Genomic DNA, 26234 nt, shown 5'->3' on the forward strand with positions numbered 1-26234 from the left:
GGTTTCAGACAAAGCCCCAGCTATTCTAGCGGCTGTGATTGGAATCTTGGGATAAGTCAAAAGCTGATGTATTTAATAAATACATCAGCTTATTTTCGCTCAAACACGAGTGTGATTTTATTGTCCGAAATGAAGGTAAGCGGACGATTTGTCGAGGTAATCTAAAGACGGGGGAGGAGATATTTCCACTTTCAGAATAACGTGCCAGTGAGCTAGAAGTTATGATTTTAGAAAGGGAACGATTACTTCACAGGAAACATAAGCCATCACATAATGGACACCATATTAGCAGTCATAATATTGAGTTGAGCTAAAATAGCAAAAAAGATTCGTAAATGTACTAAATAGCACACTCGCTTTTATTAAATTACGATTACCTTTGAAACCGCGACAATAATTCTTCACGGTCAGCCTGTAAAAGTAAACCTAGATATTCTTCCCTAGATAACTGCATTAACTGAGGAATAATTGCCTCTAACTCACTATCTAAATTTCCAAAACGTACTTTTAAAAGCGTCGAAATTGTTTCCCTTCTTTCGATTTCCACACCTTCTTGTTGCCAACTTGTTACAATCTGCATAACTTCCTCCCGTTCATCTAATCCCATTGTACTAATCACCGCTTGAAAAACCTGCTTCTCAGTATCATCAAGCCGCAAATAAGTATCAACAAACCCCGAAATCAATTGCATTCGCGCTGGATCTAACCTTAAAGTTGTCAGTAACCGCAAACATTCCGCCTTCACCTGCGGACGTTCTGACACCGCAATATTCATCTTCGCCATCAACGCCGCTGCCACCGGATTTGGCTGCGTTAGAAAATCCCGCCAACTCAGACGATTTAATTGAATTGCTGCAAACTGAAATTCCAGCACCTTTAACTCGCCGAACGTGACACGATAATTTTGGGATTCAGCACGTTTTGGTTCGTCGAAGGAGAAAATTACAACTGGATAAATTGGTAAATCATATTTTTCATGCAAGCGTGCAAAATACTTAAACATCCGCTTGGCAAATTCTGACTCAGTATAAGACTGATTTTCAACGTGAATTAAAAAATAAGTTTTTTGTTGCTGATAACGCACCTGCGCCAGTAAATCAATTTCTTTCTTTTCGCCAGATGTGACATCAGTAAATACATCTTGGGGTAAAAACTGGATAGAATCGCGTTCTATTTGGCTGGCTACTTGAGGCAGGAATAAATCGAGAAATTCAACAAAAAATGTAGATATTAATTCTTTGAAAAGCCTGTCATGGTCAATCATTCTAGCAACTCCTCCAACACGGGGCAGATATAGCGTAGCTGACATTAGAGGCAAAATAGTACAAATTTACCTAAATCCGAGGTTTGTAGTATGCCAATAACAAAACTAAAGTCCTTATTCTTTCGTTACAGGCTTGTCTAACAAGGAGAAAACATGACTTGAATGATTTATCTAAAAGTGATAGCTAAAAAGCTTATACAATAATACTTTCAACCCATTTTGCCCCTAATATCAGCTACTGCTATATTTACCCTTTATTACAAAACGAATTGAGTTAAGTTGCCAAGAGGTAAACTCTATAATGATATTATTTTATACAGGCTAAACTTATTAATGGTACGGCACGTAATGTTGATTTCTGTATCATTTATTACAATTATTCCTTGGAACTTTCCTTTTGTCTTTTAATTTATCTCCAATCACTCACAACCATTTATATTTTTTGGTTGTGCGACTTGAATCTACCTGTAATAAACTCTCGCTTATTTAGAAAGTAAGAATTTATTGCTCTTGTCTTACTCTTAAGTCCAGTTCTATTTTCAATTTTTGACAATCGCTTCAAGCTGACTAAGCAGATTTTCTAGCTGTTGAGTTTTTTTCGGATCACTCCAAAGCATCTTGTTTTTCTTTGCCACCTCAATCGTGTTAGTTAAGCGTTGTTTCAGGCTTACAGGTTCGGACTCGGACAGTGCTTTTTTACTACCATTCAATGCTTTAACTCGTTGCTTGATTTCAGAAAGGCTAAGGAAATTATTGATAGCTTCTTCTAAAACTTTTTGCCTGCTATCTTTGTCTTTGACACTAGCAATCAGAATTCCTTTAGTGTAATGAATTTTACCTTGACGAATAGCATTCAATATCTCTACTGGTTTTTTAAATAAGGGAAGTCGAGTTGCAACGAATGATTGCCAAGTAATTCGCCCTAATGAATTAAATACCTGTTGAACAAGTTCAGCTTCTTGACTAACCAAAACGTTTTGGTTAACAGTATTTTTTGTTGCGTTGTTCATTCGGTAAAGAAAACTAACAACTTGCTCAGTTTCATAGCCCAGTTGAATTTCAAGCACTCGTAAAGTGTTGTCTAATTCCTCTAAAGCACTGAAGTCACGACGATTTGTATTTTCTGATATCGCAGCATAAAACGCGGTATGATCATCCCAATCAAAAACCTTGACTGGTATCTCTTCCAATTTTAGTATCGCTGCTGCTTTTAATCGCCGAAGTCCTGCAACCAACTCATATTTTTCAGATTGAGTGGGATGGGGGCGTACCCATAGAGGAGAACGAATTCCATTGGGTTGAATATCATTTAGCGCCCATTGTTGTAGCTCTTCTAAATCATAGTAATGCCGAACTGGTTTGCCATCTGGAATAAATGTGAATGTACAAACAATTGCGCTGTGCGGAATGATTTTTTCTTGAGCTATTTCCGCTATTTGTACAATTTCCTGAGTAGTGGATTGTCCAAAGACAAAATTCAGTTCTTCATTGTTAGCAATATTATCCTTGAGTTTTCGTCGAGTCATGATTCTAATTCAAATAACTTCAAAGCTTCTGTTAGGATTTTGACGTAAGCACTTGCCGCCGCTTTAGGAGCTTCTCCCTTCATGCGAAACACTGTACTACCTTGTCCAGGTGCATCCTTAATACATTGACGGTCAGGAAGGGTAGTATTAAGCAAAGGTATAATACCGCTTTGCAAAGCTTCTCTAGCTTCTCGTAACAAAATAGTGTTGTCTTTTACTGCATTTAGATAAATCGCTGCTATCGGTAGCCCTCCTCGAATTTCCTTTGCTTGACGCACAAATTGTACAATTTTGCCTGTACTTGCTAAATCGATCATGGAGTCCCTGCAAGGAATAAGTACTAAATTAGAACGGATCAAAATTGCTTTTGTCACCTCACTTGCATTTCCTGGTCCATCAACAATTACAACATCATAAGACTCTGCTAACTTTGGAAGTTCGTCAAATAAAACCTCTGGATCACCAATGACCTTACAAGGTAAGTTCAGATCCTTCAACCAACTTGATGAGCTTTCCTGCCCATCTGCATCAACTAAAATAGTGGAATGCCCCATCTGGGTAAACCAATCAACAGCATGAACTGCTCCTGTTGATTTCCCTGCTCCACCTTTCTGGTTAGCAAATGCCAAAATTTTAGGAAGCTTTTCAGATTTGGTCGTAGTCTTCGTAGGCTTGGATTTTACCATAGGAGCAATTCTCACTTTGCAACAATTGTATTAGTCTTCATAGAAACCTCTGGGTCTGAAACCCCGTCCTTGCAGGACGGCTTTACAATTACCGAAATAACTCAATTAACCAAAATATATGGCTTGATGTTATCACTGATTCTAAAAAAAGAATGAAAATCAAGTTAACCAAAACGTTTTGGTTAAACAAAACGAATACAAGTAACCCCTCTGACAGAAAGACTAATGAAATCTACCGAGCGTCCATCTAAAACACCAGAGAAACAAGAGCCAAAGCTCAACGGTCAAATTTCCAAATTTTGCCCTACCCCGGCTGATGACAAGTTGCCGGAAGAACTCACAACTGAGCCGCAGCCTGTCAATGAAAAACCCGTAGAGCCGCCAAAAATTGAGCCGCAGGTGACTGGCAAGCGCAACAAGAAAAAAATAGATTCACCACCAGCAACCAAACCTCATATACCCTTTCAAGACCGCCCCGAAGAACCAGAATTACCGCCAGAACCCTGTCAGCACATGCAATTCCTGGATTGCAACTCGGAGGTAGGGCGTGTGATATTCGAGTGCTATCACTGCAAGCAGGGGATAATCAGCGAGTACACCGGAGATCCCGTAATGGGCGAGTACAAAGGACGACCTTCAGTGATTTTCACAAAGGTAAAATGCCCCAACTGTGAGCAAACAGCGATTAGGCTGGAAGCAAGGGAAGTACTTTCAACAACAGCGATTCCTTCACCTTGGCAGGAATGATGGCACACACCAAGATCAAGAGTGATTGGTGAAAGATATTTACGATTGATAATGCAAATGAGATTTTTACCCTCAATAATAACTGCACTAACGGCACTGACACTAACTAGTTGCAGCACTACTACTGCTGAACAGTATGAAGCTACAGCACTCACCAGTTACTCCTGGCAAGTCAAGTATGCGAATAACCTAACTAGTGAACCACGACCCCGCATTGAAACTTTTGCTAATACTTCAGTGTTGAATCGGAATGGATTGAAACCGGCAGGAGCAGTTGTTGGCCCAGATGACAGAGGGTTATGGTGGCCTACTTTACCGCCGCGACCAAGTGTTGATGAAGTTGAACAACGTAAAAGACCTCAAGAAGAAGCAGGCAAACCTGAATTAATCAAAGATGTAAAGTACAAACTGACCTATGGGGTGGGTAATTCTCAGCAGACCCTACCTACTAATTATGATGTTTATCGGCAAGTAGTAAAAGCTTACCCTCAAAAAACTCCTTTGGAATTGACTTTGGGTGTGAATGATAATTCAGTAGAGAAAGCTGAACCTGTAAGCAAGTAATAACGCACTCGTTACATAGTAATCAAGAAGTTAAAGATCAAAACTGAATTGCTTTTCAACAAAAAATTGACATTAAAGTATAAATCAAAGAGTCAACGATGATCTAAATTAATTTCTGCTGCATTGATAAAAAGATTTCAAAAAATTCTGATGGGGGCTATATGGGGGCTATATATACCCCAAAATTATTTCAGGACTTTGATAAGATTTTGACCCCTATATAGGGGATATATAGGTGCTATATAGGGTACATTTGACTAACTGAGATTTTGTACCCCACTTAGCCCCCAAGGGGTTATGATAAACTCTTGAGTCTGGATCAACAAGGGGTAGTTATTTTATTTTTCTCTCCCCCACTCCCCAAAATTATCTGAACAGATAGCTTTCACAAATCAAAGTGTATTACCTTTGTCTTTATGTCAAACATTCACACGTTGCAAAAAATTTTTCCTGCGGGTTTCGATAACGGTTACGGAAGTCTCAAACTTTTAGTCGATGGCTTTGAGGTAGTTCGTGTTCCCAGCTATATAACCAATGCCGAGATGGAAGATGTTCCAGGGCGTGTAGTTTTTAACGGTACTGCTTATACAGTTGGAGAGTCTGCTTACCGTACAGGAAATTATTTTGACCGCAACACAGACAATAATGAAAATAAAGTCAACAACGCATTGTTGACTTTGTTCGGTGCATTGGCACATCTGCCATATCGTAAAGCTTGGCACTTAAAATTAGTCGTCAGTTTACATGATGTTGGTCTAGCTTCAGAATTACAAAAAGTACTCAATGGAGAATATCAGCCAATACTTGCTGGCAAACAATCAGATGTAAAGGTAGAAGTCCTGAAAGTTGTACTAGAGGGTATGGGTGCATTGTTTGGGCATCCACTACCGAAAAAATTAACCATTTTAGACTTTGGTAATGGAACAACCCTATATTCTCGTTACAACCGGGGTCAACGAGAAGTTCACACTGCTTACCCCATCGGTGTAGAAGTTCTCATCGATGATATCTCCCAAAAAATGAAACATTTGAATGGCGGAAAAATCGGGGATGCTTCCAAGATCCGATTTTGTCTGGAAATGGGGCATACCAGGTACAGCCGTGACATCGATATCAAAGATGTATACAGTACTTGTTTGAAAGATTGGTATGAGAAATACTTGAAGAAAGTGGTGAATCTGACACTTGATGCCAAGCACCAGGGGGATGAAATCTGGGCGATCGGTGGAGGCTGCCTTTTACCAGGATTTAAAAAATTGTTAGAGAAGAACGGTTTCAAGATTCTCGACAACCCGGTGGAAGCCAATGTCTTTGGGCTTTTAGAAATGGCAAAAACCATCAGCAGTAAGAATCCAGCATCTACATCTATTAAGTGATCGCAATGGCAGATAAACTTGACTTAACCCCAGAAAAAGTTCGGATCAAAGATAGCTACCGAGAGCGGATATTTGCCGAATCACAGCAACTAGGCAAGAGTTACCTGGAAACGCTCTACTTTATCATTGATTGCTATTTTGCTTTTAGGAAGGGTGCATTTCCCACACAACAAGTAGCTTTCACGCCGACTAATACAGAAGATAACAAAGTCACCTCTTGGAGTTCAACTCCATTTACAGAGGAGGAAGAAGAAGATTCTGATGGAGAAACATTCAGCCTTGATTTTGATTTGTAGCCAAAAGGTAGGATTTATGTCTGATTTCTGAACAAGCGATCGCACAAGAACACATCGCTTTCTTTTACATAAAGGAGATAATTCTAGCACCTCTGTTTGCTAAAGTAATTCTAAGGCGCGTGAATTTCCGAACAATCCAGAGACATCACAACAATGAGAATACTTCATGGCACCTGGATACCAAACGAGGAAACTGACTTTATCCAGTCAGGGTCTTTTTACTTGTGGGTAGAAACTCAATTATCCCAAAAAAGTCACACCAATAGTCAACAAATTCATCCTGGACACTTGGTAGAATCCGAATTAATCGCCTTTTTAGTAGAAGAATTGGGAATTAAAGAAGACAACACTAAATTTTCCCAACGCATATCTCCTAAATACTTTGCCTTACCAACCACCAATAATCAGCCCCTACCCTCACCAGAATTAACCAAATATTTAGAAATTGAGTTGACTGATAGCTATGAAGAATTCCAATATTGGCAGATTGATTGTTATGAAACAGTAGTGTCTACCAAAAACGGAACCGCACTTAATATTATTAAACTACTTAAAGATATCCATTTTTTAGCAATATATAATGCGGAGAAGTTTCAAATTGGTTCAGATTTATTATTTTGGTATCATTACACTCAAAGTTTTAAACAAGTAATCCTCAAAGACCAATTTATTCCCGCACTAAAATATCGACAGTTATCATCGGAAAATCCGAAGAAGAAAGGCAAAAGCAAGACTGATAAAGCAGCATTTGAAATTTATGCTACCTGGGAAATTATTTCCGAACAATATGAAGCAAATATTCTTAAATATATTGACTATATGCCACTAATATGTGTGGCAGGTAAAACAACAGTTAGTTATCCTATTGAGTTTTTTGATCGAGAAACACTATTGCGTCACTTTTCCGAATATGTACTTCATGATTTAGTGATTCACACCCCATCTACAGCCGCTTTTGACAAACAAATTGCTGATTCTCTAATTGAATCTTGCTTTTATCCTAGTCAGTATAATCCACTAACAACAAATACTGCCCTCAAGGAATATCAGCAATGGTTGGTGTGGAAAACCAAAATTACCCGCACTCAAGCCGATTCACCTTTTCATCTGTGCTTCCAGTTACACTCTCCTTCTTCTGAACAAATAGACAATTGGCAAATTCAATTTCTAGTAGCCAGTAAACAAGATCCATCCTTGAAGTTAGCGTTAGCAGACTACTGGACAATGAATCAATTTACCAAAACTGGCGTACATAAAGATTTTGGTAAAGATTTTGAAACAAATTTACTGCTGAATCTGGGGTATGCAGCCCGGATGTATCCCAAACTATGGCTTGGGTTGGAAACAGCGAGTCCAATGGCAATGCAAATTACCTTAGATGAAGCATTTGACTTCCTTCAAGAAAGTGCTTGGGTACTGGAAGACTCAGGATTCAAAGTAATTGTACCTGCTTGGTATACTCCGGCAGGTCGTCGTCGCGCCAAAATTCGCCTCAAAGCATCGGGTAGCAAACTTGCTGCAACGAAGGGGGAAACAAAAAGCTATTTCGGCTTAGACTCACTGGTGGAGTATCAGTATGAGTTGGCAATTGGGGAGCAAACTGTCACACCTATTGAATGGGAACAACTGATTAATGCTAAAACTCCCCTAGTGCATTTTCGCGGTCAATGGATGGAATTAGACCGGGATAAAATGCAGCAGTTACTCGAATTTTGGCAGTCCCACGGTAACGAACAACCCCAGATGACCTTACTGGAGTTTCTACAACGCAGTGCTGAATTGGGGTCAGAATGGGAAATTGAACATGATGAAGCTTTGTCAGAGATGATCGCAAAGCTACAAGATAAAAGTCGCCTAGAGCCAATTTCTGAACTTGATAATCTGCAAGGCACACTCCGAGAATATCAAAAGCGTGGTGTTTCCTGGCTACAATATCTGGAAAATTTGGGATTAAATGGCTGTTTGGCAGACGATATGGGTTTAGGTAAATCCGTGCAGGTGATTGCCCGATTAGTGCAAGAGAAGGAGTTACATAAAGCTCTGAAAGTAGGTGAAAAGATTACTTCTTTATCTGCCCTGCCCACACTATTAATTGCTCCGACTTCTGTTGTTGGCAACTGGCAGAAGGAAATTGCTAAATTTGCGCCTCATTTAAAAACTATGGTGCATCATGGTAGCACTAGGCTGCAAAATCTAGCTGATTTCAAAGCTGCTTGTGAACAAAACGATGTGATAATTAGTTCTTTTACTTTAGTCCGCAAAGATGAAAAGTTATTGAGCAGCATCGAGTGGCAACGTTTAGTACTGGATGAGGCACAAAATATTAAAAATCCGAAAGCTGCCCAAACTAAAGCGATTTTAAAATTAAGAGCTAAACATCGGCTGGCATTAACAGGAACTCCTGTAGAAAACCGCTTACTGGATTTATGGTCAATTTTTAACTTTCTCAATCCTGGCTACTTGGGTAAAGAAGCCCAGTTTCGGAAAATCTTCGAGATTCCGATTCAAAAAGACAATGACCGCGTGAAATCTGCCACCTTGAAAAAACTGGTAGAACCTCTAATTCTGCGAAGGTTAAAAACTGACCAATCTATTATTAATGACTTGCCAGATAAAGTTGAGCAAAAACTCTACACTAACCTGACCAAAGAGCAAGCATCGCTTTATGAAGTGGTAGTACAAGATGTAGAAAAACAATTACAATCAGCAGAGGGAATTCAACGTAAAGGACTGATTCTTTCAACCCTGATGAAATTGAAGCAGATTTGTAATCATCCAGCCCAATTTCTGCAAGATGGGAGTGATTTTTCCCCACTACGTTCGCACAAACTCAGTCGGTTAGCAGAGATGGTTGAGGAGGCAGTTGATGAAGGAGAAAGTTTACTCATTTTTAGTCAATTTACGGAAGTGGGTGAAAAGATTGAAAAACATCTCAAACATAGTCTGCATTGCAATACTTACTATTTGCATGGTGGCACTTGTCGCCCACGTCGAGAACAAATGATTACCGAATTTCAAGACCCAAATACAGAACCATCGGTTTTTATCCTTTCCTTGAAAGCAGGGGGCGTAGGTATCACCCTCACGAAAGCCAACCATGTCTTTCACTTTGACCGTTGGTGGAACCCAGCAGTTGAAGACCAAGCAACTGACCGTGCTTTCCGTATTGGTCAAAAAAAGAATGTCTTTGTGCATAAATTTGTTGCTATTGGGACTTTAGAAGAGAGAATTGACCAAATGATTGAAGATAAGAAAAAACTCTCTAATGCTGTTGTTGGTAGTGATGAATCTTGGCTCACAGAATTAGATAATGAAGCCTTTAAACGGTTGATTTCATTGAACAAGAGTGCAATTTTGGAGTAGATATTATGGCTAAATTTAGTCGAACTTGGTGGGGCGATCGCTTTATTCAAGCACTAGAAGCTTTTACAGATGATAACCGACTCAAAAGAGGACGGTCTTATGCTAGCGGTGGTAAAGTCAAAAGTTTTGAGATTGACTTAAATAAAATTACTGCCAAAGTCAGAGGCTCAGTTAATCCCTATTTTGGAGTCTACAAAGAACCAACTTATAATATAGAGATTCAGATTACACCTATTGCTAAAACCCGTTGGAATGAAGCTATCCAAAAGCTTTCTTCTAAAGCCAGTATTATTTCTCGATTGCTGCTAAATGAAGTCCCGGAAAATATTGAAGATACTTTCTCTCATTTGGGACTACATTTATTGCCCCATAGTAGTAAGGATTTCAAAACTAAATGCTCTTGTCCAGATTGTGCTAATCCCTGTAAGCACATTGCTGGAGTTTACTATTTAGTCGCTTCTCAATTAGATAATAATCCCTGGTTGTTATTTGAGTTACGAGGATTATCGAAAGCAGAACTTCAAGCCAAATTAGCTGATTCTCCTTTGGGAAAAGCTCTATCTGAGGAATTGAATACTAAGGAAATTCCTTTAGAACTTTCTAATTCGCTGTACACTAAGCTAGAAAAGCAATCTCTTAACCAAATGCCAAATGCCAGAGAATTTTGGTTAGGTACAAAGCGATTACCACAAACTATTGAAGTGGCGACTCCAGGTAGTATCTGTGCAATTTTGATTAAGAAACAAGGGGATTTTCCTGATTTCTGGCACAATGATGCTTCCTTTATTGAAACAATGGAAGAACTGTATCAGCGAGTCAAAACCAAAAATCATCAGTTCTGATTTCAGGGCATTTTCTGCTTTCTTGAACTACTTAATTTTTCATAAATTTAACAAAATTTGGTGAGTTTAAGTCCCCAGCAACTAAGAAGCCGCAAGTTTTGTGGCAATGAGTCTTTATCCCCGTTAAAAAACTGTACTTCCGTTAGCGTAGCGGTAGCGTTTACCGACTCGAAAGGCGACTTGTTTACCAATGCCTGTAGCTAGAGCAATATCACCCTGTTTAAATCCATACTGTTTGTAAGGCTCTTTAGCTCTAGTGGTATGAGTCCGACCATATCCGCGCATGGCATCAATGCAAGTATTTACAGGTAGTGGGTTCGGCTCACCATGCATCATTAAAGGGTAGTTCATCGGAATCGGTTTGCCTTTGATGACAAAAGAGGCGACGGCGAGATTTTGAACCTCTTGGTTTGGGTGGAATTGAGCGCTTTGTTGAGGCGGGGACAATGCTGATTGAGATGGAGGTTTCAAAAACTGTGGTCGTGTGGCGAGGGAATTAACTCTTTGTTGATAGTCACTATCCGATTCAATAATTGACCCAAATTTCTTGGTCATGTTCTCCAAAGTTTTGGGGGGAATTGAACTGCTGACTAAGTGAAATACTGCTAGACCTTTTTTAGTTTCCCTGATAACATCTTTTATTGGTTCTTGCTGCCATTCAACTTTTTGAGCAGTTAACCATTTTGTCACAGTCTCAGCTTTCTGGTTGTCAACAGCCAAGCCCATGACTCCGAGTTTTTTATTTGATTCTGTCGAAAATAAGAAAGTAGGACGCTCTTTAATTTGATGTAGAATATTCGCACTACTATCAATCATATACAGTTGTTGAGGATTAACTGATTGAGTCCCAAAAGCTTGAAATTCTTTCGTCCATTTCTGGGGATATTCAACGGTATTAGGGTCTATTTGAGCGCAAATCACAGAAAAATTACTTTCAACGATTGCAGGCGCGAGTGTAAGTTTTCCGGTTTTGAGCAATCCAAGTTGTCTGAGCGCGTCTTTGTCTTTTTTGAAGTGCAATACCCCCAAGGCTTCACCATTCAAAAACACAGCATCTCTAGTTTTAGAAGCTGAGGTTTCAATAGTCAGTTTTCGGTAATCTTGATCATTGAATGTCTGACCAGAAAAATCATAAAAGTTAATTTTATTAATTTTGAGGAGATTCCCATTAGGAGACTCACCCAGCACAAAAGCTTGATCTCCTGTCTCAGAAATTGACGTGAGCTTTAACTTTAGAGGATTACCATTTTTGAGATAATTAATTTCTTTTAACTGTTGGGCAGAATCACTGTCTAACTCACCCAGAGTTTTCCCATCAAGTTTGATTTTTACTGTTTTGTCAGGAATCAGCACAGTGCCAAATTCTAAGTTGACCGATTCGGCGTTAAAAACAAGTCCTGTGTAAGAGAAGTTCTTGAGTTCACGGATAGTAATTTCAATCGGCTCGTTTCCTGGTAGTCCAATAGTTGCTGATGCTGTGGCAGGTTCCACGCCAACCATACAAGAGAGCGCTTTCGTTCCAATGGGAAGCTGTGCGGTTCTGGTTTCGAGCATGGCGAATTCCTTATATTCGCCGTCACTATCCTGGACAAACATTAGTCTGGAAACGTGGCGTTCATGTCCCGGTGGGTGGTGGCTAGCCCTGATTTCTATAGGATGTTTTTCATGAGCGTTCCAGTCTCGACCCAAAAATTGATTCGCTTCATTATTTAATGTGACTAACTTCGGTTCAGTAAATTGCAATTTATCTAAGCGAGAGATAATCTCATTGGGGAAAGCAGCGAAGGCGAAATTAGAAACTTTTTTAGCGATCGCCTGGGGGTTTGCGTTTTCTTTCCTTGCAACTTCGAGTTCATCCTGACGGGATGCACAGATATTCCAAGCGGCGGCGGCGGATGCAAGTTTTTCTGACTCTGGGATTTTCGCATAAAATGCTTCTGCTGCATCATTTGCCAAGGCAAAAAGTAATTTAGTTTGGCTTCTAGTAAGTTCTGGTTTTAGTTCTAGGAGTTTAGCTCCTTGTATAGTCATCCCCGCCTTGAGATTGTGGTCAGTCACAGATTGTTGGCTAACTGTCCCCAGGTTGCGGTAAGCGGGTTTTCCATTTTCCCCAATCTCACCATCTATCTGTGCAACTGCTAATAATTTATGGGGGCGTTCACTGTTTGTGAATTTAATTTCATCTAGGCGAATATTAAGTGTCTGGGCTTTCCAGATTAAGGGATGCCCGTAGCGGGTGAGATTGGTAATTTCGAGTTGCGTCCCTGAATCCGTTTGAATAATTGCGCTAGGGCCAGACTCTGTTTCTCGCCGCCTTGAGGCACGAACCGCAGCGTTGAATTTCAGATCAAACTCGTACTTGGCGGCGATCGCTGTAAATTTTTGCTGTGGTGTAAATTCCACTCCTTTGAATAAGTCTTTAAACTGGACGATGGGACGCGACTCTAACTGTGATTCTTGGAAATATTTATTGGTTTGGCTAATCAATAATTCTACTGGTGAGTAGCCCTTTGGTGTTATCCCTGTGCTTAAATAAACTGACGAAGATTTCTTATCTTTAATATAATTAACATCACGATACAAATAGCGGCTGTTCTCCCGGATTTTATTCATCTCAGGTTTTTAGCACTTTTGAATAAATCAACCGCTATTTGGTTTTGATAACATCCTTCTTCAATCATGCTCCGGTACATTTGACGGTTAATGTCCATTGCTTGCTGGATAATTTCGGGAGTTCTTTGACAATGAGCAATTTCAACAACCCCTTGCATATAAGGCTTGTATTCTTCTCGAATTAACTTTGGCTCTTTCTGGCGTTCTTGCTCAAACAGGGTTTCGTAATGGTTAGAAACTTTGTCTAGATAATTTGATTTCTGCTCAAAAGTACCGTAAGTCCTTAGTACCTCAATTTCTGATTCTAATGCTTCCAGTGCTGTCACTTGATTGTTGATTATGCCCACGCTGATGCTATCGCTCATGTGGATAGCGATTTTTTCAAATGGAGGCTGGGTTCCATCTTCCAAATAAAATGATTGCTTTTTGAGCTTAACTGTGGGGGAATAGGCGTTTTGGGGAAGATTTCTTCGCTCTGCCTCTGCTGTTAAATTAGGATATAAGCTAGCTCTTGCTATACCAATGCAATCACCATCGTAGTCTCGTGCTTGGCGTTCCGATTCGGTTTCTGCTGAGTCGATAAAATCAACATCGACCCCTAGCGCTTCTAACTCTATAATTCTTTGCTGTATGCGCTTGTGGTCTTCGTCATTAACTACAATTATGCCTTCTAAGGGTTCACCATCTGGCCCTAACTGATCCTTAACATATTTATTATTAGAAACACACAAACCATTAGAGTTGAGAAAAGGAGAACGGAAGTTAAGAATTTTTTCTTGCTCATCAAGCCAAGAGACACAAATTTCACCATTTTTGAGTTCCTTGGAAGGAATAATCATCCCTCTGTCAAAAGTAAGCGTTTTCCCAACAGCAATATCTCGCCACTCACTTTGTACAAACCGACTTAATTCCTGTTTGACCTTCTCAGTCTCTAATAACTGCTGATGCCCTAGTAAATCGGCTTTAATGAGTTTGTACATGAACAAGTCATCTTTAGCACTCTCATCACCCAACTCCTGATCTACATCTAAGTCATCATTTGTCCCTAAGTTTTTAATATCTGTTTCTTGATTGATAATGTCTGATGTTTTTAATTTATTTTGGTTCAATGATTCTTTACGTTTTTCATATCTTTCACAATAGTAAGCAGCAACAATTCTTGGGTCATCTTCAATAGAGGCTAATCTTTGAGCTTGTACCTCTAGTTCTTCGGCAAAATCTTTAATTCCTTGGGGGAAAGATGCCAGCAGTTGGGAGATAGACATCTGACCTTGTTGAGATTGTGCTTTTTCGGCTAACCAAATATTTTGCTGATATAATCCTGGCTTAATCTGCGTTTTAGTAGGCCCTTTGGGTCTATCCTTGTCTGTTCCTTTAAAACTGCTTATGGGGAGAATTATATCGATTTTTGGTTCATTGTTCGGGTCTGCGTACTTTATATCATCTAGTTTGTATGGTCGGAGTGTTCCTTTGCCAAAACGATATTTAGTAGTATCCTCTCCAACTCCATCCACCCAACCAAATCGATGCTGAATTACACGATAGCTTTTATCTGTTTGGGATTCCCTTAAGGTTAACTTGTCAAAAAGTTGTGTTGAAATCTGCCCATAACAATCGCCAACTAATTTATATGCCAAATCATTCGATAATATCCCTCCATTTTCACCCATGTTATCAGTAGAATCATCTACTACCAAAATATTTAGCTTTTCGTGAATCGCATTTTTACAAGCCCCAAGAAAGATAGAACCATAAGCACCCCGGTCTTTACTATCTGGACAAATTTTTTGAATTGTTTCTAAGCATTCTTTATCTCCATAAAGTAAACGAGTTTTTGAAGACAGTAATAAAATTTGTCCATCTGGATGATTTTTTAATTCTTCGGCAGTGCTGTATTCATCTGAGTGTCCAAATGAAAATTTTTTATCAGGAAAGTAAAATTCTATTAAAGTATTACTGAGCTTTTCAGTTAAAATAGTTTTACGCTCATCTGTATAAATCCATTGATTGAGCCTGGGATCAAAATGTTTAATTTCCAGAGTCATGATTTTAAGAAGTTAGTGAAACTTGGTTAATATCTTGAGAGGTTTGTATGTCAAGAATTAAACGTTGGATAAATATGCATAAGGAAGAATTCAATGCAGATGGAAGTTTAAAAGATGAAGCTCGACAAGAAATGTTATCTCTTGGCGAACATCCAGGAGCAATTGATAGTTATGCTCGTAGGTTAAAAGCAACATACGATGAGTGGAAGCACCTGGATGAGACTGATCCAGAGCCGTGGCCAATCTACACAGCCTACGATTTCTTCACTGAACAAGAAAAAAAAGAATTTAACCCAGATGGTTCTCTCAGACCTGAATATGTAGAATATGCTCGTCAAATTGGCATCAGTGAAAGTGCCCTGGAACAGCTTGAGTGGCGCAAGAAAATCGAGGTTGATGATTACAACAAAATGTCTGCTAAATACGTAGAAAAGGGTATTAATTTTGGTGCATGGCAGATGAGAGGGAGGATTGAAGACAGCAGAACATACGTCCAACGTCGGCAGCAGATGGAGCAAGACCTGCGTAACTTTGAGGATGTTGACAGTCTACCTTTCGACAAGGACACAGCATTTTAGGTGAGCCGAAGCAAAACGAGTGATAATATAAGCTGAAAGCATTATCAAACATCGCTTTCAGCTTTTTAGTGACATCCTTTTAGTGAGCATGAACAGCAGGCAGGTTAGCAGCAGCCGATGGTTTGGCAGAGCGAAACGCCCCGTTAAAAAAAGCAATCATTCCTAAAATGGCAAAGGCTGTAATGATTAATATGTGCAGTCAATTGAATGTCGAGCATTCTCTGACTACTTCAGCCCACATTACTTTCAGTTGATCTTCCGTTGTCTGCTGGGCGAAAAAGCGGATTGTTTGGTTAATTGGCTTGCCGTTCTATAGCTGGAGGGATTACCCCAGGCGATCGCACAACTGACTTGTTAGAAGCGGCGGCAAGGAACGCAAACATCCCTAAAATAGCAAAAGACGTAATAATCACTTGCTGTAGGGAGGCAAATACTGACCTTTCTTTTTCCTTTTGGACAGTAATGCGATTGATATTTTGCTGAAATGCCGACAAATATAGATAATCTAATACTTTCTCACACAAGGTAGGGTCTTCACCTATCTGTACTTTCTGGCACAGGAGAATTTCTAGATGCTCCCGGCGGCGATCGCTTGTAGATAAATCGCGCTCATCCCAGAGTTTTGCCTGGGTTGTATCTAAAGGTCTATTAATACCTAATATAGTCATACTATGGCCTTCTTTAGTTGTTGAGTTAGTTGAGGGAATAGGTGTAATCGATAATTCAATTACACCCTAGTGTGCTTTTTGAAAAATGGAACTCATACCTAACTTAAGAAGTTTAAATATGCTTTCAAAAAAGAACTAGCAACTTGAGTACTGAAAAAATCAAAGCTCAGGTTGCTAGTAAAGTTTGAGAATATATGCTATATTTCCCAGTCCAAATCTTCAGATGGAGATAAAACCTGTGCTTTGGGTGGTGGCTGGGGTGTATCCGGCTGCAATGGGTTCGTCCCATCTTGGAATAATTCTTGTGCTAGAGTCCGCCCATCTGAGTCAATGTCACTACTCAAGAAATACTCCAAAACCTGCGGTGTAGCACCATCAATTGCTGCTTGTGCCAATAAGCTTTTAATGAATTGCGGGGATGCCTCACTATCAGCCAAAATCTTTAAGGTCTGTTCGGCATCTTGGACGGTCATCTGAGAAATATTTTTTACACCTGCCTCTTCCCAGACATCGCCAAAATACTGACGATATTGCTGATTAAAGTCTTGCTCTTGGGCAAAGTGAGCTAATTCTTGTACTCGTAATTGTGTCGTCTCTGACATATCAATTGACTAAAGTTAATTGTTCGCGTTTATTGTTTGACCCAACCATCTTGAGTAACTGTTGATTAAGATAGTTTTGAGCCGAAACGTAGAGATTATCCCAAATCACTGGGTTTCGGCAGATTTTACTACCAACTGTATTGCCAGCTAACTTCTCGGATACCAAATACTTGCGGTAGTAGTTTGCCCATAAATGCTGTAAAAAGTCCTCCGCGAAATCATCAAAAGGAATTAACCAGTTGTAGTTCTCATCCAAAAAGACTCGATAAGCAGCAACAATGGGCATAGCAATATCTGCTGGCGCACTAAACCCAAATGAGTAACGGCTGTCGGGTAATAGCGTATTCTTACGGGCATCGATTGATGCTAGGTCAATGACTCCTTTCTTGCGTGGGTTGGTGATGTGTTCCTCAATAGTCTTAAACAGCCTTTGCTCAATCCACAAAGATGCTGGTAATAGTGGCAACAATCTTGACAGCCTTTCTCTTTCTGCATCAGTTAAAGAGGGGTTATTGCTGACAGGTGGGTGCTTACCTTTAGTTTTAGTTTGGGGGTTGTATTTGTTTCTATCTAGGCAATTTACTAACTTAATTAAATGGTTAACATTGCACTGTGGATTTTTGGGCGCACCACTTTGATGTTGATAGTAAGCAATGCGGAATTTCGTTTCTGACTCCATCTCTAATTTTGCTAAAAACTGTTTGAGAAAATTATAATCACCTCTGGCGTTTACCTTGGATCGCGCATCCACTGGGGCAGATGTATTGGATGCCAGAGCTATATCTTTCGCTTCATCTTCACTTAGCCCAATGTGGATTGTGACTTTAACCCTGGCTAGAGAGAGGTCATGCTTGTTTGCTCTAGCTTGCTTAAATGCTAATACTGTATGCCCACCGTTGATAATGCCATCGTTGCCGCCTTCATTAGCCTGTAGTACCTCTAACTCCAGTTCAGTTTTATTTTTGTAGATTTCATTGAGTAACGTTGTCGAGGCGAGTATGGGGTAGCTATTTTTCAATTGCAAGCCTTGGGGTTAGAAGAACTTGCTAGTTAAATATCCATTTTTAGCCCTCATCTCGGCTACCGACAAAGGAGAAGGTGGCTGAACATAATAATCAGGGACTAAAGGTTTATCTTGGCGGTCATATTTTAAATTAAAATCCAGCATTTTGATATGGCTAATGTGAGATCCCCAAACATCACATACTCTATCTCCTAATCCGATTGTGTCTAGATATTTAGGAAGCTCCATCCCACCATTCCAGCAAATGGGAATGCCTTCATTGTCAAAATGTTGAGTTAGCTCGTGACGTACAAAAGTTGCTGTTCCCCCACAAATTAGCACCTCATCCATAACAGCTATACCTTTTACCCATCGTAATAAGGCACGGGTGTATTCTTCACGAACTAGGGGTAATATCTTCTCGAATAAATCTACATCCAATTGTATTTGCTCTGGTTTATTTTTCCGTGATAATCGACGTAATGAGTCAAAATCCCCATCTCTGGCTTCTACTATTGCTTTAACTAAGCGTGAATCTTCTTTGGACAAACCTACCGCAGTTCTTTCAACAAACTGACTCACAAGCCAATTCATCCCTAAATCCGTTGATTCCGCTTTTGATGAATTGCCTTTCATTGAGAGGGTAAAACTAGCATTCCTATACCCCAACATCAACATTCCTATATTTTTTTGGAAATAGTTGACATTGACATTACGGCTGCGATACGTCAATAGTCCAGCCCCTTCTAGTGCCGCATTAAAACTTCTGATTTTACATTTGAACTTCCCTGTTGGTGTTTTGACACCTGTTTTTAATCTCTGTGTTAATTGTTTACCCAAATGATTGGCATGAGCTATTTCTCCTGGTGGCAACAATATTTGTAAATAAATCCCCAAATCAACTTTTACCCCCAATCCCAACCGCCGAATTGCCAACCACATCAATGCTGCTATCTTCGGTAGAGCATAACTGTATTTCAAGTCTCTGATTGCTGATGTCCCAGCAAACATACTTTTCGATAATGCGCCTAAAACATAATATTCTTCACCAATACCTATCCATACTGTATTGTCTTGTACCGAGGATTGACTTGATAAAAACTCTATTGAACCATAGCCCACATCTGCTATCTCTGGTTCCATCGTTATTACCATTGGTACTCCGTCTGGGTATACCTGTGCTATCGCCTTGGTTGTACTCGCCCCTAAATCCAACGTGAGGACAACTTTTGTGGACTCGGCAGAATCCGAAATGTTCTTTCTATTCATGTTTTATTCCTTGTTTTCGTCCCGTTATTACTTTCTCTATCTCAAAAGACAACAAAATTTGTGTCTCGATCAAGCCCAGCTTGAAAACATGATTGCGAATCAGGCGATGTCTACGACTTGGCTTGCGCCTACGCTCTAACAAGTGGTGGGGGTTTAAGTCAAGAGCTTCTATCAAGCAGCGTGTTTTGATGCCTAAGCTAAATCTCCGTCACAAAACGTAATTGCGAATTGCGTTAGCGGAGCGGGGCGTTAGCCCATTGCGAATTGTTTTAACCGTTCCAGCCCAACATCTGATTAGCCTGTTTTACCTCTTCTGGAATTTCCATTTGCATCCATTCTTCATCTTCATCCGCGTTTAACTGTCCTGTTTGTGACATTTTTCCTAAGATGGATGCGTTCTCGGATGATGTTGTCACTGTTATTTGAGGCTTAATTAATGAATTAATTGCTACTGGGTCATTCTCTATTCCACAAATCCGCCGTATACAGCTTATTTGTGCTTCTAACTCTCCAATTGCCCAAATACCATTTTGCCTTAGCCTTTCATCCCTGACCCCTGATGAAAATAATGCTAAAGGTAGCCAGTGCTTCTTGAGCGTAGCCATGACCAATTCTGAGAAATCTTCCTCTAACGCTAGTGGCGTAGATTTTAGATAGCTGATTATCTTTCCATCTATAGTCTCGGCGACCCTTCTAATGGAAATTATTTCCTGTTTTATTTCATTCATGCTTATTCCCAAAAATTCCAATTACTGGAGTCAAACATTTTTAGGTAAAGCAGTTCCCTTTTTCACTTAAGCACATTTAAAAGGTTAAACCTTTCTCGTCTCATTTTAAAACAAATATTTTTTATTTTTCATTTGCTGTTGATTAAAATTAATTTTGCAATCATTGAATCTTTACATGTCTTCATATCTAAATTCTTGGCGAAATTCCCGACTTTTCACCCTAAGTCCGCAACCTTTGCCTACGACACGCTACACGAACATCAAGATTGGGGATGGTGAAACGCTCTTTGAGTTTAAGTTCCTCAAGAAAGCCTTACTACTCCGCTCACCCCACACCCTAAACCTCACGCTTTACACCGTCTATCCTTTCAACATACTCTGAAAAGTCAAATGAATTTATCTTCTCTTTTAAATCTACTAAGGCACACAATTTAGGAGACTTTCTCAGTGCTAAAAAAGTATCCCTGAATACTTTACTCAACTGGTAGCTGTTGGGTAGCTCTACAGGTGATAAACAGCTACCTGTTATGACACAAAAAAATCAGTTTGTTATAGTTTCATGACTTCCCAACTGGTAGCTGTTGGGTAGCTCTACAGCTACCAGTCTGGCATCAGATTTTGAGAAATAAAATAGGGTTTAAGCCTTACCATTACTGCTTTTGAGCTACTTTTTTACTCCATTTTTATTCTCAATAACTTCAAAATTATTGAGAATGCGTACTACAACCTTGTTGCAATTGCACTTCAAAAAAACAGTTTTTTTCTGTTTGTGCTACGAAACACTACTAAAAATTACAATTTAGCGCTGATTAACTTTGAGCGACTACTGAAAAATTCCGTTATAAACCATTTTATTCTTGAGTTATCCCTGAAAAAATCCGTGAGCAGTTAGTTTACTCTTGAGTAATCTCGAAAAATTCTGTGAGCAGCCCATTGATTCTCATTAATTAAGGGTTATTGACAGTAAAATAGCCCAAAAGCCTTGCTATTACGTGGTTTTTCAGTCCAAAACCTAGAAAATAGAATACTTTCTACTTAGGATAATATTGTACTAAAAGCGACTATATTACTAAGGGAATCTTGGGGATAGCGGGAGAATTGCCCCAGAAATGCTGTAGGGCGGCTTAAAATAGTCGTACTTACTACGGTTATTTACCCATTTTCGCATCTGAGCGATTTGCCTTTAAAATAGGCGTGAAACCGAGAAAAAACAGCAATAACGTGAGTGATATTTGTTTCTCAGTCAGTCAGCCCAAAAACTTGTATTTCCAATTTTTAGTGTAGATAAAAAATGGCATACGCGATCGCGCGATTAAAAAAATTAAAGCGGGGTAACATATCAGGGAGTGCATCTCACACTGCGCGAGAAAGAGAAACCCCGAATGCAGATCCCACTCAAAAAAATATTCGGTTCATCGGTAGCCTCGACCCAGAGGAACGACTAGAGGATTTAGTCTTAGCTAAGATAGGGGACTCGGAGCAGAAGCGGAAGATTCGCACTGATGCGGTGTACTGCGTGGAGTTACTGTTGAGTGCATCGCCCAGTTATTTCCGTCCCGACTGCCCCACCCAAGCCGGTTACTATGAACCCCAAAAACTGGATGAATGGCTAGAAGCGACTCACCAGTGGTTAGCGGATGAATATGGCAATCGCATTGTCCGCGCCGAGTTACACCTGGATGAAGCCACACCCCATATTCACGCTTATTTTGTGCCTTTGGATGATGAGGGACAGCTACGGTGCAATCATTTCTTTGACGGACGGCAGAAAATTCATGAGTTTCAGGATTCGTACTACCAGACAATGCGGTTAATTGGGTTGGAGCGTGGGATTAGAGGAAGCAAAGCCCAGCACCAGGACATCAAAGACTTTTACCGCATTGTGGAGGAGGGGCGTGACTTAGAAGTTGATGAGCTAAGTGCAGCGCAATTGAAGGCCAAAGCTGCCGACCGAGACAGGGCGAATCAACGTAAACAGGAAATGGAAGCTACAGCCAAAGCTCTCTCACTTGAGAATGACCAATTACGGCGGCGGATAGAGCAATTGGAGCAAGATAATCAACAATTACGAAAACTTACCGAATGGTCAACTGATTTAGCTTTAGGTGATGTTGCTTGGGAGTTAGGGCTGTGGCGTAAAGGGAATGAATGGGTAGGAGGAAACCACATCATTAATATAGATGGCTCTAAATTTAGCGACCTTGCTCCCGGTTCTCATTTTGAAGGTAATGATGTAATTGATTTGGTGAAACACGTTAATCAATGCAACCAAACAACTGCGATCGCATGGCTGGGGGAGAGATTTGGTGAAGCTGGCGCAGAACGTGCAGCGATCGCTCATGCTCAAAAAGTTACGGCTGACATTATCCAAACTCAACCAGCACCCCAATTCACCCCACCCATTGAGGATAAAGCTAATTGGTCAGGCGTTGAACATTACCTAACTCAGAAACGAGGCATACCCTCTGATTGTGTACAAATGTTACATAACCAGGGACTAATTTATGCCGACTCAAAAGCAAATGTAGTGTTTGTGATGCGGGATCTCAACGGAAAAACCAAAGGAGCATTTTTAGAAGGGACAGCTAATAATTTCTCTGGTTATGAGTTAGGTACAGTTCGCCGTGATAGCTGGTTTTACTTTACTTTGGGGAAAAAGCCTAGCGAACAAACTAGTACTGTCGTACTGTCTGACTCTCCCATTGACACCATTTCAGTAGCCATGCTGGAATATCAGGTTAAAGGAATACCAGAAAACAGAACAGTTTACATGGCAGTAGATGACACTTCAAATTTACCTGTTGAAAGATTACGTAATGTTCCTTGTGTACAGGTAGCTTTTAGTCAATCAACAGTGGCACGGGCTGTTAAAGAACTACTGCCACACTCGACTCAACTCAAGTGCGAAAGTCGGGATTGGAATACGCAGTTAATCAATTTCTCCCATCAATTACAACAACGTTATTCACAACAAAAACACGAGGAATTAGAGCTATAGTTGCAAAAAAGTCAAGCTACTGTAGTACCGATTTTTTCAGTACCAAAGTAGCTAGTAAAGAGTTTTAGCTATCAATAATATTGGGGTGAAATTTAACTAAAGCCCTAATGAATAATGAGTTAATTAAACAAATATTTCGATTAATTAAGCTTAACAATAAGCTGATTGCTGTCGAGTCTCCATTGCAAGAAAGGGTCAGGCTGCTCATCAATCTAGCCAGTGAATGCCAGCAATACAATATTAACTGTTACCTGTGGACGCTCGAAGATGATGCGCTACACCAGTTATCTACTAATGAGGAGGGATTAACTTTACAAAGAGTTGAGCAGTATCAGGCGATCGCCAAGAATCGACGCGAACATTACTTTGAAATTCTGCGATTCTGGAAAACTACCGATTTACAAGGAATCCTGATATTAGAAGGCATATTCCCTTGGCTGGGCGAAGCTACCACTGACCCCGATTTCTTTCTGACTTCCGAGTGGATTAAATCAGCCCTCATTAACCTGAAGCTGTACAATTGCAATGCTAACAAAGCAGCGATTCTCTTAGGGTCAAACGCCACCGTGTCGTCTGACATTGCCCCCGAAGTTCCGACAGTCATTCAACAACTGCCAGCTATAGAGGAAATAAGCAGTTACTTAGCTCAAGTATTACCGGATTACAGTCATAGCGATATTCATGCGACGGCGATCGCTGGCTTAGGGATGTACTTAGCAGATATCGATTATGGCATTCGACAGGCGATTGTTGATGAAATTACACCGGATGAGTTAGTAGAAAGACTGTCCGCTTACAAAATTGACCTATTTAAGCGAATTTATAATATTCAGTTCCTTCAACCTCCAAGCACACCCATTGGTGGTTTAGAACTTATCCAGCAAGCGTTTAAAACTTATAAGCGCCTTCTATCCTCATTGGCGAAAGCGTATAATCTGCGCTTACCCAAGGGGATTTTACTAATCGGCCCACCGGGAACAGGAAAATCTTACTCCGCTAAAGCAAGTTCTGCACAATTGGGGCTACCTCTGATTATTTTGGAGTGGGGGAGTTTCCGCAGTTACGGTAATTTGGCTGAATATAAGCTCAAGAATTTACTCGCACTGGTAGACCGAATTAACCGTGTAATCCTGTATTTGGACGACTTCGACAAAGGATTTGCCGGGGATGATGATTTATCCAAACGCCTAGCTGGTATGCTTTTGACCTGGATGCAAGAACGTACTAGTGAGGTTTTAATTATCGCTTCGGCTAACAATATTCAATGGCTACCACCAGAGCTAACCAGAAGTGGACGCTTCGACGAGATTTTCAAGGTGGATCTCCCAAATTACGGCGAACGCCACTCAATTTTCAAGATCCATCTAGCTAAATTCGATGCTCGTTTTCGTAACGGGGGCGATGGGTACAGCGAAGAAGAATGGAAAAGGTTACTCAAAGCCACGCAGCGATGTGTCGGGGCGGAGATTCAAGGCATTGTTGAACGTGCCGCCGTCTCTACTTTCTGTCAAATGTTTGGTGATGATGTTGCACCAGCTAGCGAACTGCCATCACTTGAGATTACATTGTCGGCATTGTTGGCAGCAAGGCAGAGTATGAATCCTCTGGCCATCCGCGAAGCTGACCGAGTTGAAAGTATGCGTAACATTGCGGCTTTACATGGCCTTCCATCTAGCCCGATTGATTCATCTATATATAGTCTCGGCAATGTTGATATTTTTGGTGAAACATGAAAACTTTAAAAATTAATTCTGAAAAGGATTTATATGTTGCTGCTTTCAAGTTACTGAACATACTAGGCCCTGTTGCTGGAGTATTAATTATCATTGGCACTGTGGCGCTGGGTTACGTCCAAACTCGTCCCCAGGATTTACCAGTTACGCACCTTCTCACGAAAGGCAATCGCACATTTAAGCTCTCAGTCGCCTCTACACCAGAGCAATTAGAGAAAGGGCTGAAATTTCGAGCATCCTTAAACGGCGACCACGGGATGTTATTCAACCTTGGCAGAGAAATTTACGACGTGCCTTTCTGGATGTACAAGGTAAATTTTCCATTAGACATCTTTTATCTTAAGGATAATGTGGTGACAACTGCGGTTTACAATGCCCAACCGTGTTACAAAACCCCTTGTCCCATCTACAAGGGGAAAGTTGCCTCCCAAGTGCTAGAGCTAGTAAAAGGCGCTGCCAATATCAAGGTTGGCGATCGACTTAACATTCAACCGTTATCAGTTTTGCCTAAGAATAATATTGGTATTTATAGCGGCAATTATTTGAAAACCAAAAATAATCGCTAGTAATTGTATAACGTATTTTTTAAAAATCAAGAAACTATAGTACTGAAAAAAACAGTACCTAAATAGCTTCATGTGTTGAATCAAATATGGCAATCTATTTATGGGAAGAGTATGGACATATTGGGAATTTGATCACCCTTTAGGTAGCACGGTGCGGGTAATCTCTACCCCATTAGGGCTAGAGATATTTGCCGAAGATGTGTTTAACATCGTTGCAGCAGAACTGAATAACAAAAAGGTAGTACTGATAAATATTCACAGTCAAGAACGTTATGTAGTTATTGAAGAAGAGGTAGTAAAAGTAAAAACTTTAAATTTTACAGCCATCAATACCTTAAAGACGATTGTAAAAGCGGACTTGATTAATAAATTTCTGCATTGGGTACGTATTACAATCCGACCGATATTTCAAAGACAGTATCTGTAAAACAATTAGTCAATTCTAAAAAGAATCAAAGAAAATGACAACTTTACACATTGAACAAAACAACCAAAATATGAATAGCACTTTGCCAGAAATAAGCACTAGTAACACAGAGCTAAATAAGCCATTATCTAGCGATACAATGGGGAAATCCCCTATTAATACAAAGCCTAAAAATTCGGCAAACACAGACAACAATGGGAATAACAACAATAAAAATAATCCACAACAACTAAGAAGATTAGTAATGGTGACAGGAGATAAAGGAGGTGTTGGTAAGTCAACCTTTGTGCTTTTACCCCCTGGATGACGAAATTTTGAATCATATCCTGACCAAAAATTA

At 40.1% G+C, this 26234-nt stretch carries 20 protein-coding genes and 1 pseudogene; 11 read left to right on the forward strand and 10 right to left on the reverse strand.

Features of this window, described 5'->3' with window-relative positions; genetic code table 11:
• Positions 1-373: 373 nt before the first annotated feature.
• From VB740_RS27830 to VB740_RS27840, 3 genes are all read right to left on the reverse strand, one after another.
• Positions 374-1309 (reverse strand): Rpn family recombination-promoting nuclease/putative transposase, encoded by a 936-nt coding sequence (locus VB740_RS27830; RefSeq protein ID WP_323203085.1) that lies wholly within the window; start codon positions 1307-1309, stop codon positions 374-376.
• Positions 1310-1803: 494 nt separating this feature from the next.
• Complete coding sequence (locus VB740_RS27835) at positions 1804-2790, reverse strand: ParB/RepB/Spo0J family partition protein (protein WP_323203086.1); 987 nt, start codon at positions 2788-2790, stop codon at positions 1804-1806.
• Positions 2787-3476 carry a ParA family protein gene (locus VB740_RS27840; protein WP_292707787.1) on the reverse strand — a complete coding sequence of 230 codons (690 nt, stop codon included), beginning with the start codon at positions 3474-3476 and terminating at the stop codon, positions 2787-2789. The genes VB740_RS27835 and VB740_RS27840 overlap by 4 nt, the downstream gene beginning before the upstream one ends.
• Before the next feature lie 225 nt (positions 3477-3701).
• Between VB740_RS27840 and VB740_RS27845 the strand changes: the two genes are divergently transcribed.
• From VB740_RS27845 to VB740_RS27870, 6 genes are all read left to right on the forward strand, one after another.
• The gene (locus tag VB740_RS27845) at positions 3702-4223 is read left to right on the forward strand and encodes a hypothetical protein (protein ID WP_323203087.1); all 522 of its coding nucleotides are present in this window, start codon (positions 3702-3704) and stop codon (positions 4221-4223) included.
• A 51-nt stretch (positions 4224-4274) separates the two neighbouring features.
• Positions 4275-4787 carry a hypothetical protein gene (locus VB740_RS27850; protein ID WP_323203088.1) on the forward strand — a complete coding sequence of 171 codons (513 nt, stop codon included), beginning with the start codon at positions 4275-4277 and terminating at the stop codon, positions 4785-4787.
• Between the two features lie 416 nt (positions 4788-5203).
• Positions 5204-6163 (forward strand): ParM/StbA family protein, encoded by a 960-nt coding sequence (locus VB740_RS27855; RefSeq protein ID WP_323203089.1) that lies wholly within the window; start codon positions 5204-5206, stop codon positions 6161-6163.
• A gap of 5 nt (positions 6164-6168) precedes the next feature.
• Complete coding sequence (locus VB740_RS27860) at positions 6169-6459, forward strand: hypothetical protein (RefSeq protein WP_152592772.1); 291 nt, start codon at positions 6169-6171, stop codon at positions 6457-6459.
• A gap of 153 nt (positions 6460-6612) precedes the next feature.
• Positions 6613-9822 carry a DEAD/DEAH box helicase gene (locus VB740_RS27865; RefSeq protein ID WP_323203090.1) on the forward strand — a complete coding sequence of 1070 codons (3210 nt, stop codon included), beginning with the start codon at positions 6613-6615 and terminating at the stop codon, positions 9820-9822.
• 5 nt (positions 9823-9827) lie between these two features.
• A complete protein-coding gene (locus VB740_RS27870) occupies positions 9828-10664 on the forward strand; it encodes an SWIM zinc finger family protein (protein WP_323203091.1) in 837 nt (278 codons plus the stop codon).
• A gap of 150 nt (positions 10665-10814) precedes the next feature.
• Here the strand turns inward: VB740_RS27870 and VB740_RS36885 are convergent.
• Positions 10815-15322, reverse strand: a pseudogene (locus VB740_RS36885) (hypothetical protein); the annotation flags it as partial.
• 47 nt (positions 15323-15369) lie between these two features.
• On the opposite strand from VB740_RS36885, the gene VB740_RS27885 reads away from it, so the two are divergent.
• Positions 15370-15900: a hypothetical protein gene (locus VB740_RS27885; RefSeq protein WP_323203094.1), complete on the forward strand. Its 531-nt coding sequence runs from the start codon at positions 15370-15372 to the stop codon at positions 15898-15900.
• A 293-nt stretch (positions 15901-16193) separates the two neighbouring features.
• Here the strand turns inward: VB740_RS27885 and VB740_RS27890 are convergent, their stop codons facing one another.
• The 5 genes from VB740_RS27890 to VB740_RS27910 all read right to left on the reverse strand — a co-directional run bounded on the left by VB740_RS27890 (position 16194) and on the right by VB740_RS27910 (position 20170).
• Complete coding sequence (locus VB740_RS27890; RefSeq protein WP_179069388.1) at positions 16194-16568, reverse strand: hypothetical protein; 375 nt, start codon at positions 16566-16568, stop codon at positions 16194-16196.
• A 197-nt stretch (positions 16569-16765) separates the two neighbouring features.
• Positions 16766-17170 carry a hypothetical protein gene (locus VB740_RS27895; RefSeq protein WP_323203095.1) on the reverse strand — a complete coding sequence of 135 codons (405 nt, stop codon included), beginning with the start codon at positions 17168-17170 and terminating at the stop codon, positions 16766-16768.
• 1 nt (position 17171) lies between these two features.
• On the reverse strand, positions 17172-18188 hold the full coding sequence (locus VB740_RS27900; protein ID WP_323203096.1) for an AIPR family protein: 1017 nt from the start codon (positions 18186-18188) through the stop codon (positions 17172-17174).
• 15 nt (positions 18189-18203) lie between these two features.
• Positions 18204-19442, reverse strand: a complete 1239-nt coding sequence (locus VB740_RS27905; RefSeq protein WP_323203097.1) for a ParM/StbA family protein — start codon at positions 19440-19442, stop codon at positions 18204-18206.
• 269 nt (positions 19443-19711) lie between these two features.
• Positions 19712-20170, reverse strand: coding sequence for a hypothetical protein (locus VB740_RS27910; protein ID WP_323203098.1), 459 nt, complete (start codon positions 20168-20170; stop codon positions 19712-19714).
• A 1291-nt stretch (positions 20171-21461) separates the two neighbouring features.
• On the opposite strand from VB740_RS27910, the gene mobV reads away from it, so the two are divergent.
• The 4 genes from mobV to VB740_RS27930 all read left to right on the forward strand — a co-directional run bounded on the left by mobV (position 21462) and on the right by VB740_RS27930 (position 25894).
• Positions 21462-23168 carry a MobV family relaxase gene (gene mobV / locus VB740_RS27915; protein WP_323203099.1) on the forward strand — a complete coding sequence of 569 codons (1707 nt, stop codon included), beginning with the start codon at positions 21462-21464 and terminating at the stop codon, positions 23166-23168.
• A gap of 107 nt (positions 23169-23275) precedes the next feature.
• The gene (locus VB740_RS27920) at positions 23276-24901 is read left to right on the forward strand and encodes an ATP-binding protein (RefSeq protein ID WP_323203100.1); all 1626 of its coding nucleotides are present in this window, start codon (positions 23276-23278) and stop codon (positions 24899-24901) included.
• On the forward strand, positions 24898-25467 hold the full coding sequence (locus tag VB740_RS27925) for a DUF192 domain-containing protein (RefSeq protein WP_323203101.1): 570 nt from the start codon (positions 24898-24900) through the stop codon (positions 25465-25467). Before VB740_RS27920 ends, VB740_RS27925 begins: the two co-directional genes overlap by 4 nt.
• 100 nt (positions 25468-25567) lie before the next feature.
• Positions 25568-25894, forward strand: a complete 327-nt coding sequence (locus tag VB740_RS27930; protein ID WP_179070165.1) for a hypothetical protein — start codon at positions 25568-25570, stop codon at positions 25892-25894.
• A gap of 15 nt (positions 25895-25909) precedes the next feature.
• Here the strand turns inward: VB740_RS27930 and VB740_RS27935 are convergent.
• Positions 25910-26234 (reverse strand): hypothetical protein (locus VB740_RS27935; RefSeq protein ID WP_323203102.1); only part of this gene is annotated, 325 nt, incomplete at its 5' end.

Origin of the sequence: Nostoc sp. UHCC 0251 (assembly GCF_034932245.1) — a bacterium.
Taxonomy (GTDB): domain Bacteria; phylum Cyanobacteriota; class Cyanobacteriia; order Cyanobacteriales; family Nostocaceae; genus Nostoc.

Coding starts and splice junctions, on each gene's coding strand:
- VB740_RS27885 (WP_323203094.1), top strand. CDS start 15,370: ATGTCAAGAATTAAACGTTGGATAAATATGCATAAGGAAGAATTCAAT.
- VB740_RS27865 (WP_323203090.1), top strand. CDS start 6,613: ATGAGAATACTTCATGGCACCTGGATACCAAACGAGGAAACTGACTTT.
- VB740_RS27835 (WP_323203086.1), bottom strand. CDS start 2,790: ATGACTCGACGAAAACTCAAGGATAATATTGCTAACAATGAAGAACTG.
- VB740_RS27910 (WP_323203098.1), bottom strand. CDS start 20,170: ATGAATGAAATAAAACAGGAAATAATTTCCATTAGAAGGGTCGCCGAG.
- VB740_RS27830 (WP_323203085.1), bottom strand. CDS start 1,309: ATGTCAGCTACGCTATATCTGCCCCGTGTTGGAGGAGTTGCTAGAATG.
- VB740_RS27925 (WP_323203101.1), top strand. CDS start 24,898: ATGAAAACTTTAAAAATTAATTCTGAAAAGGATTTATATGTTGCTGCT.
- VB740_RS27845 (WP_323203087.1), top strand. CDS start 3,702: ATGAAATCTACCGAGCGTCCATCTAAAACACCAGAGAAACAAGAGCCA.
- mobV (WP_323203099.1), top strand. CDS start 21,462: ATGGCATACGCGATCGCGCGATTAAAAAAATTAAAGCGGGGTAACATA.
- VB740_RS27860 (WP_152592772.1), top strand. CDS start 6,169: ATGGCAGATAAACTTGACTTAACCCCAGAAAAAGTTCGGATCAAAGAT.
- VB740_RS27905 (WP_323203097.1), bottom strand. CDS start 19,442: ATGAATAGAAAGAACATTTCGGATTCTGCCGAGTCCACAAAAGTTGTC.
- VB740_RS27895 (WP_323203095.1), bottom strand. CDS start 17,170: ATGTCAGAGACGACACAATTACGAGTACAAGAATTAGCTCACTTTGCC.
- VB740_RS27920 (WP_323203100.1), top strand. CDS start 23,276: ATGAATAATGAGTTAATTAAACAAATATTTCGATTAATTAAGCTTAAC.
- VB740_RS27890 (WP_179069388.1), bottom strand. CDS start 16,568: ATGACTATATTAGGTATTAATAGACCTTTAGATACAACCCAGGCAAAA.
- VB740_RS27850 (WP_323203088.1), top strand. CDS start 4,275: ATGCAAATGAGATTTTTACCCTCAATAATAACTGCACTAACGGCACTG.
- VB740_RS27870 (WP_323203091.1), top strand. CDS start 9,828: ATGGCTAAATTTAGTCGAACTTGGTGGGGCGATCGCTTTATTCAAGCA.
- VB740_RS27840 (WP_292707787.1), bottom strand. CDS start 3,476: ATGGTAAAATCCAAGCCTACGAAGACTACGACCAAATCTGAAAAGCTT.
- VB740_RS27930 (WP_179070165.1), top strand. CDS start 25,568: ATGGGAAGAGTATGGACATATTGGGAATTTGATCACCCTTTAGGTAGC.
- VB740_RS27855 (WP_323203089.1), top strand. CDS start 5,204: ATGTCAAACATTCACACGTTGCAAAAAATTTTTCCTGCGGGTTTCGAT.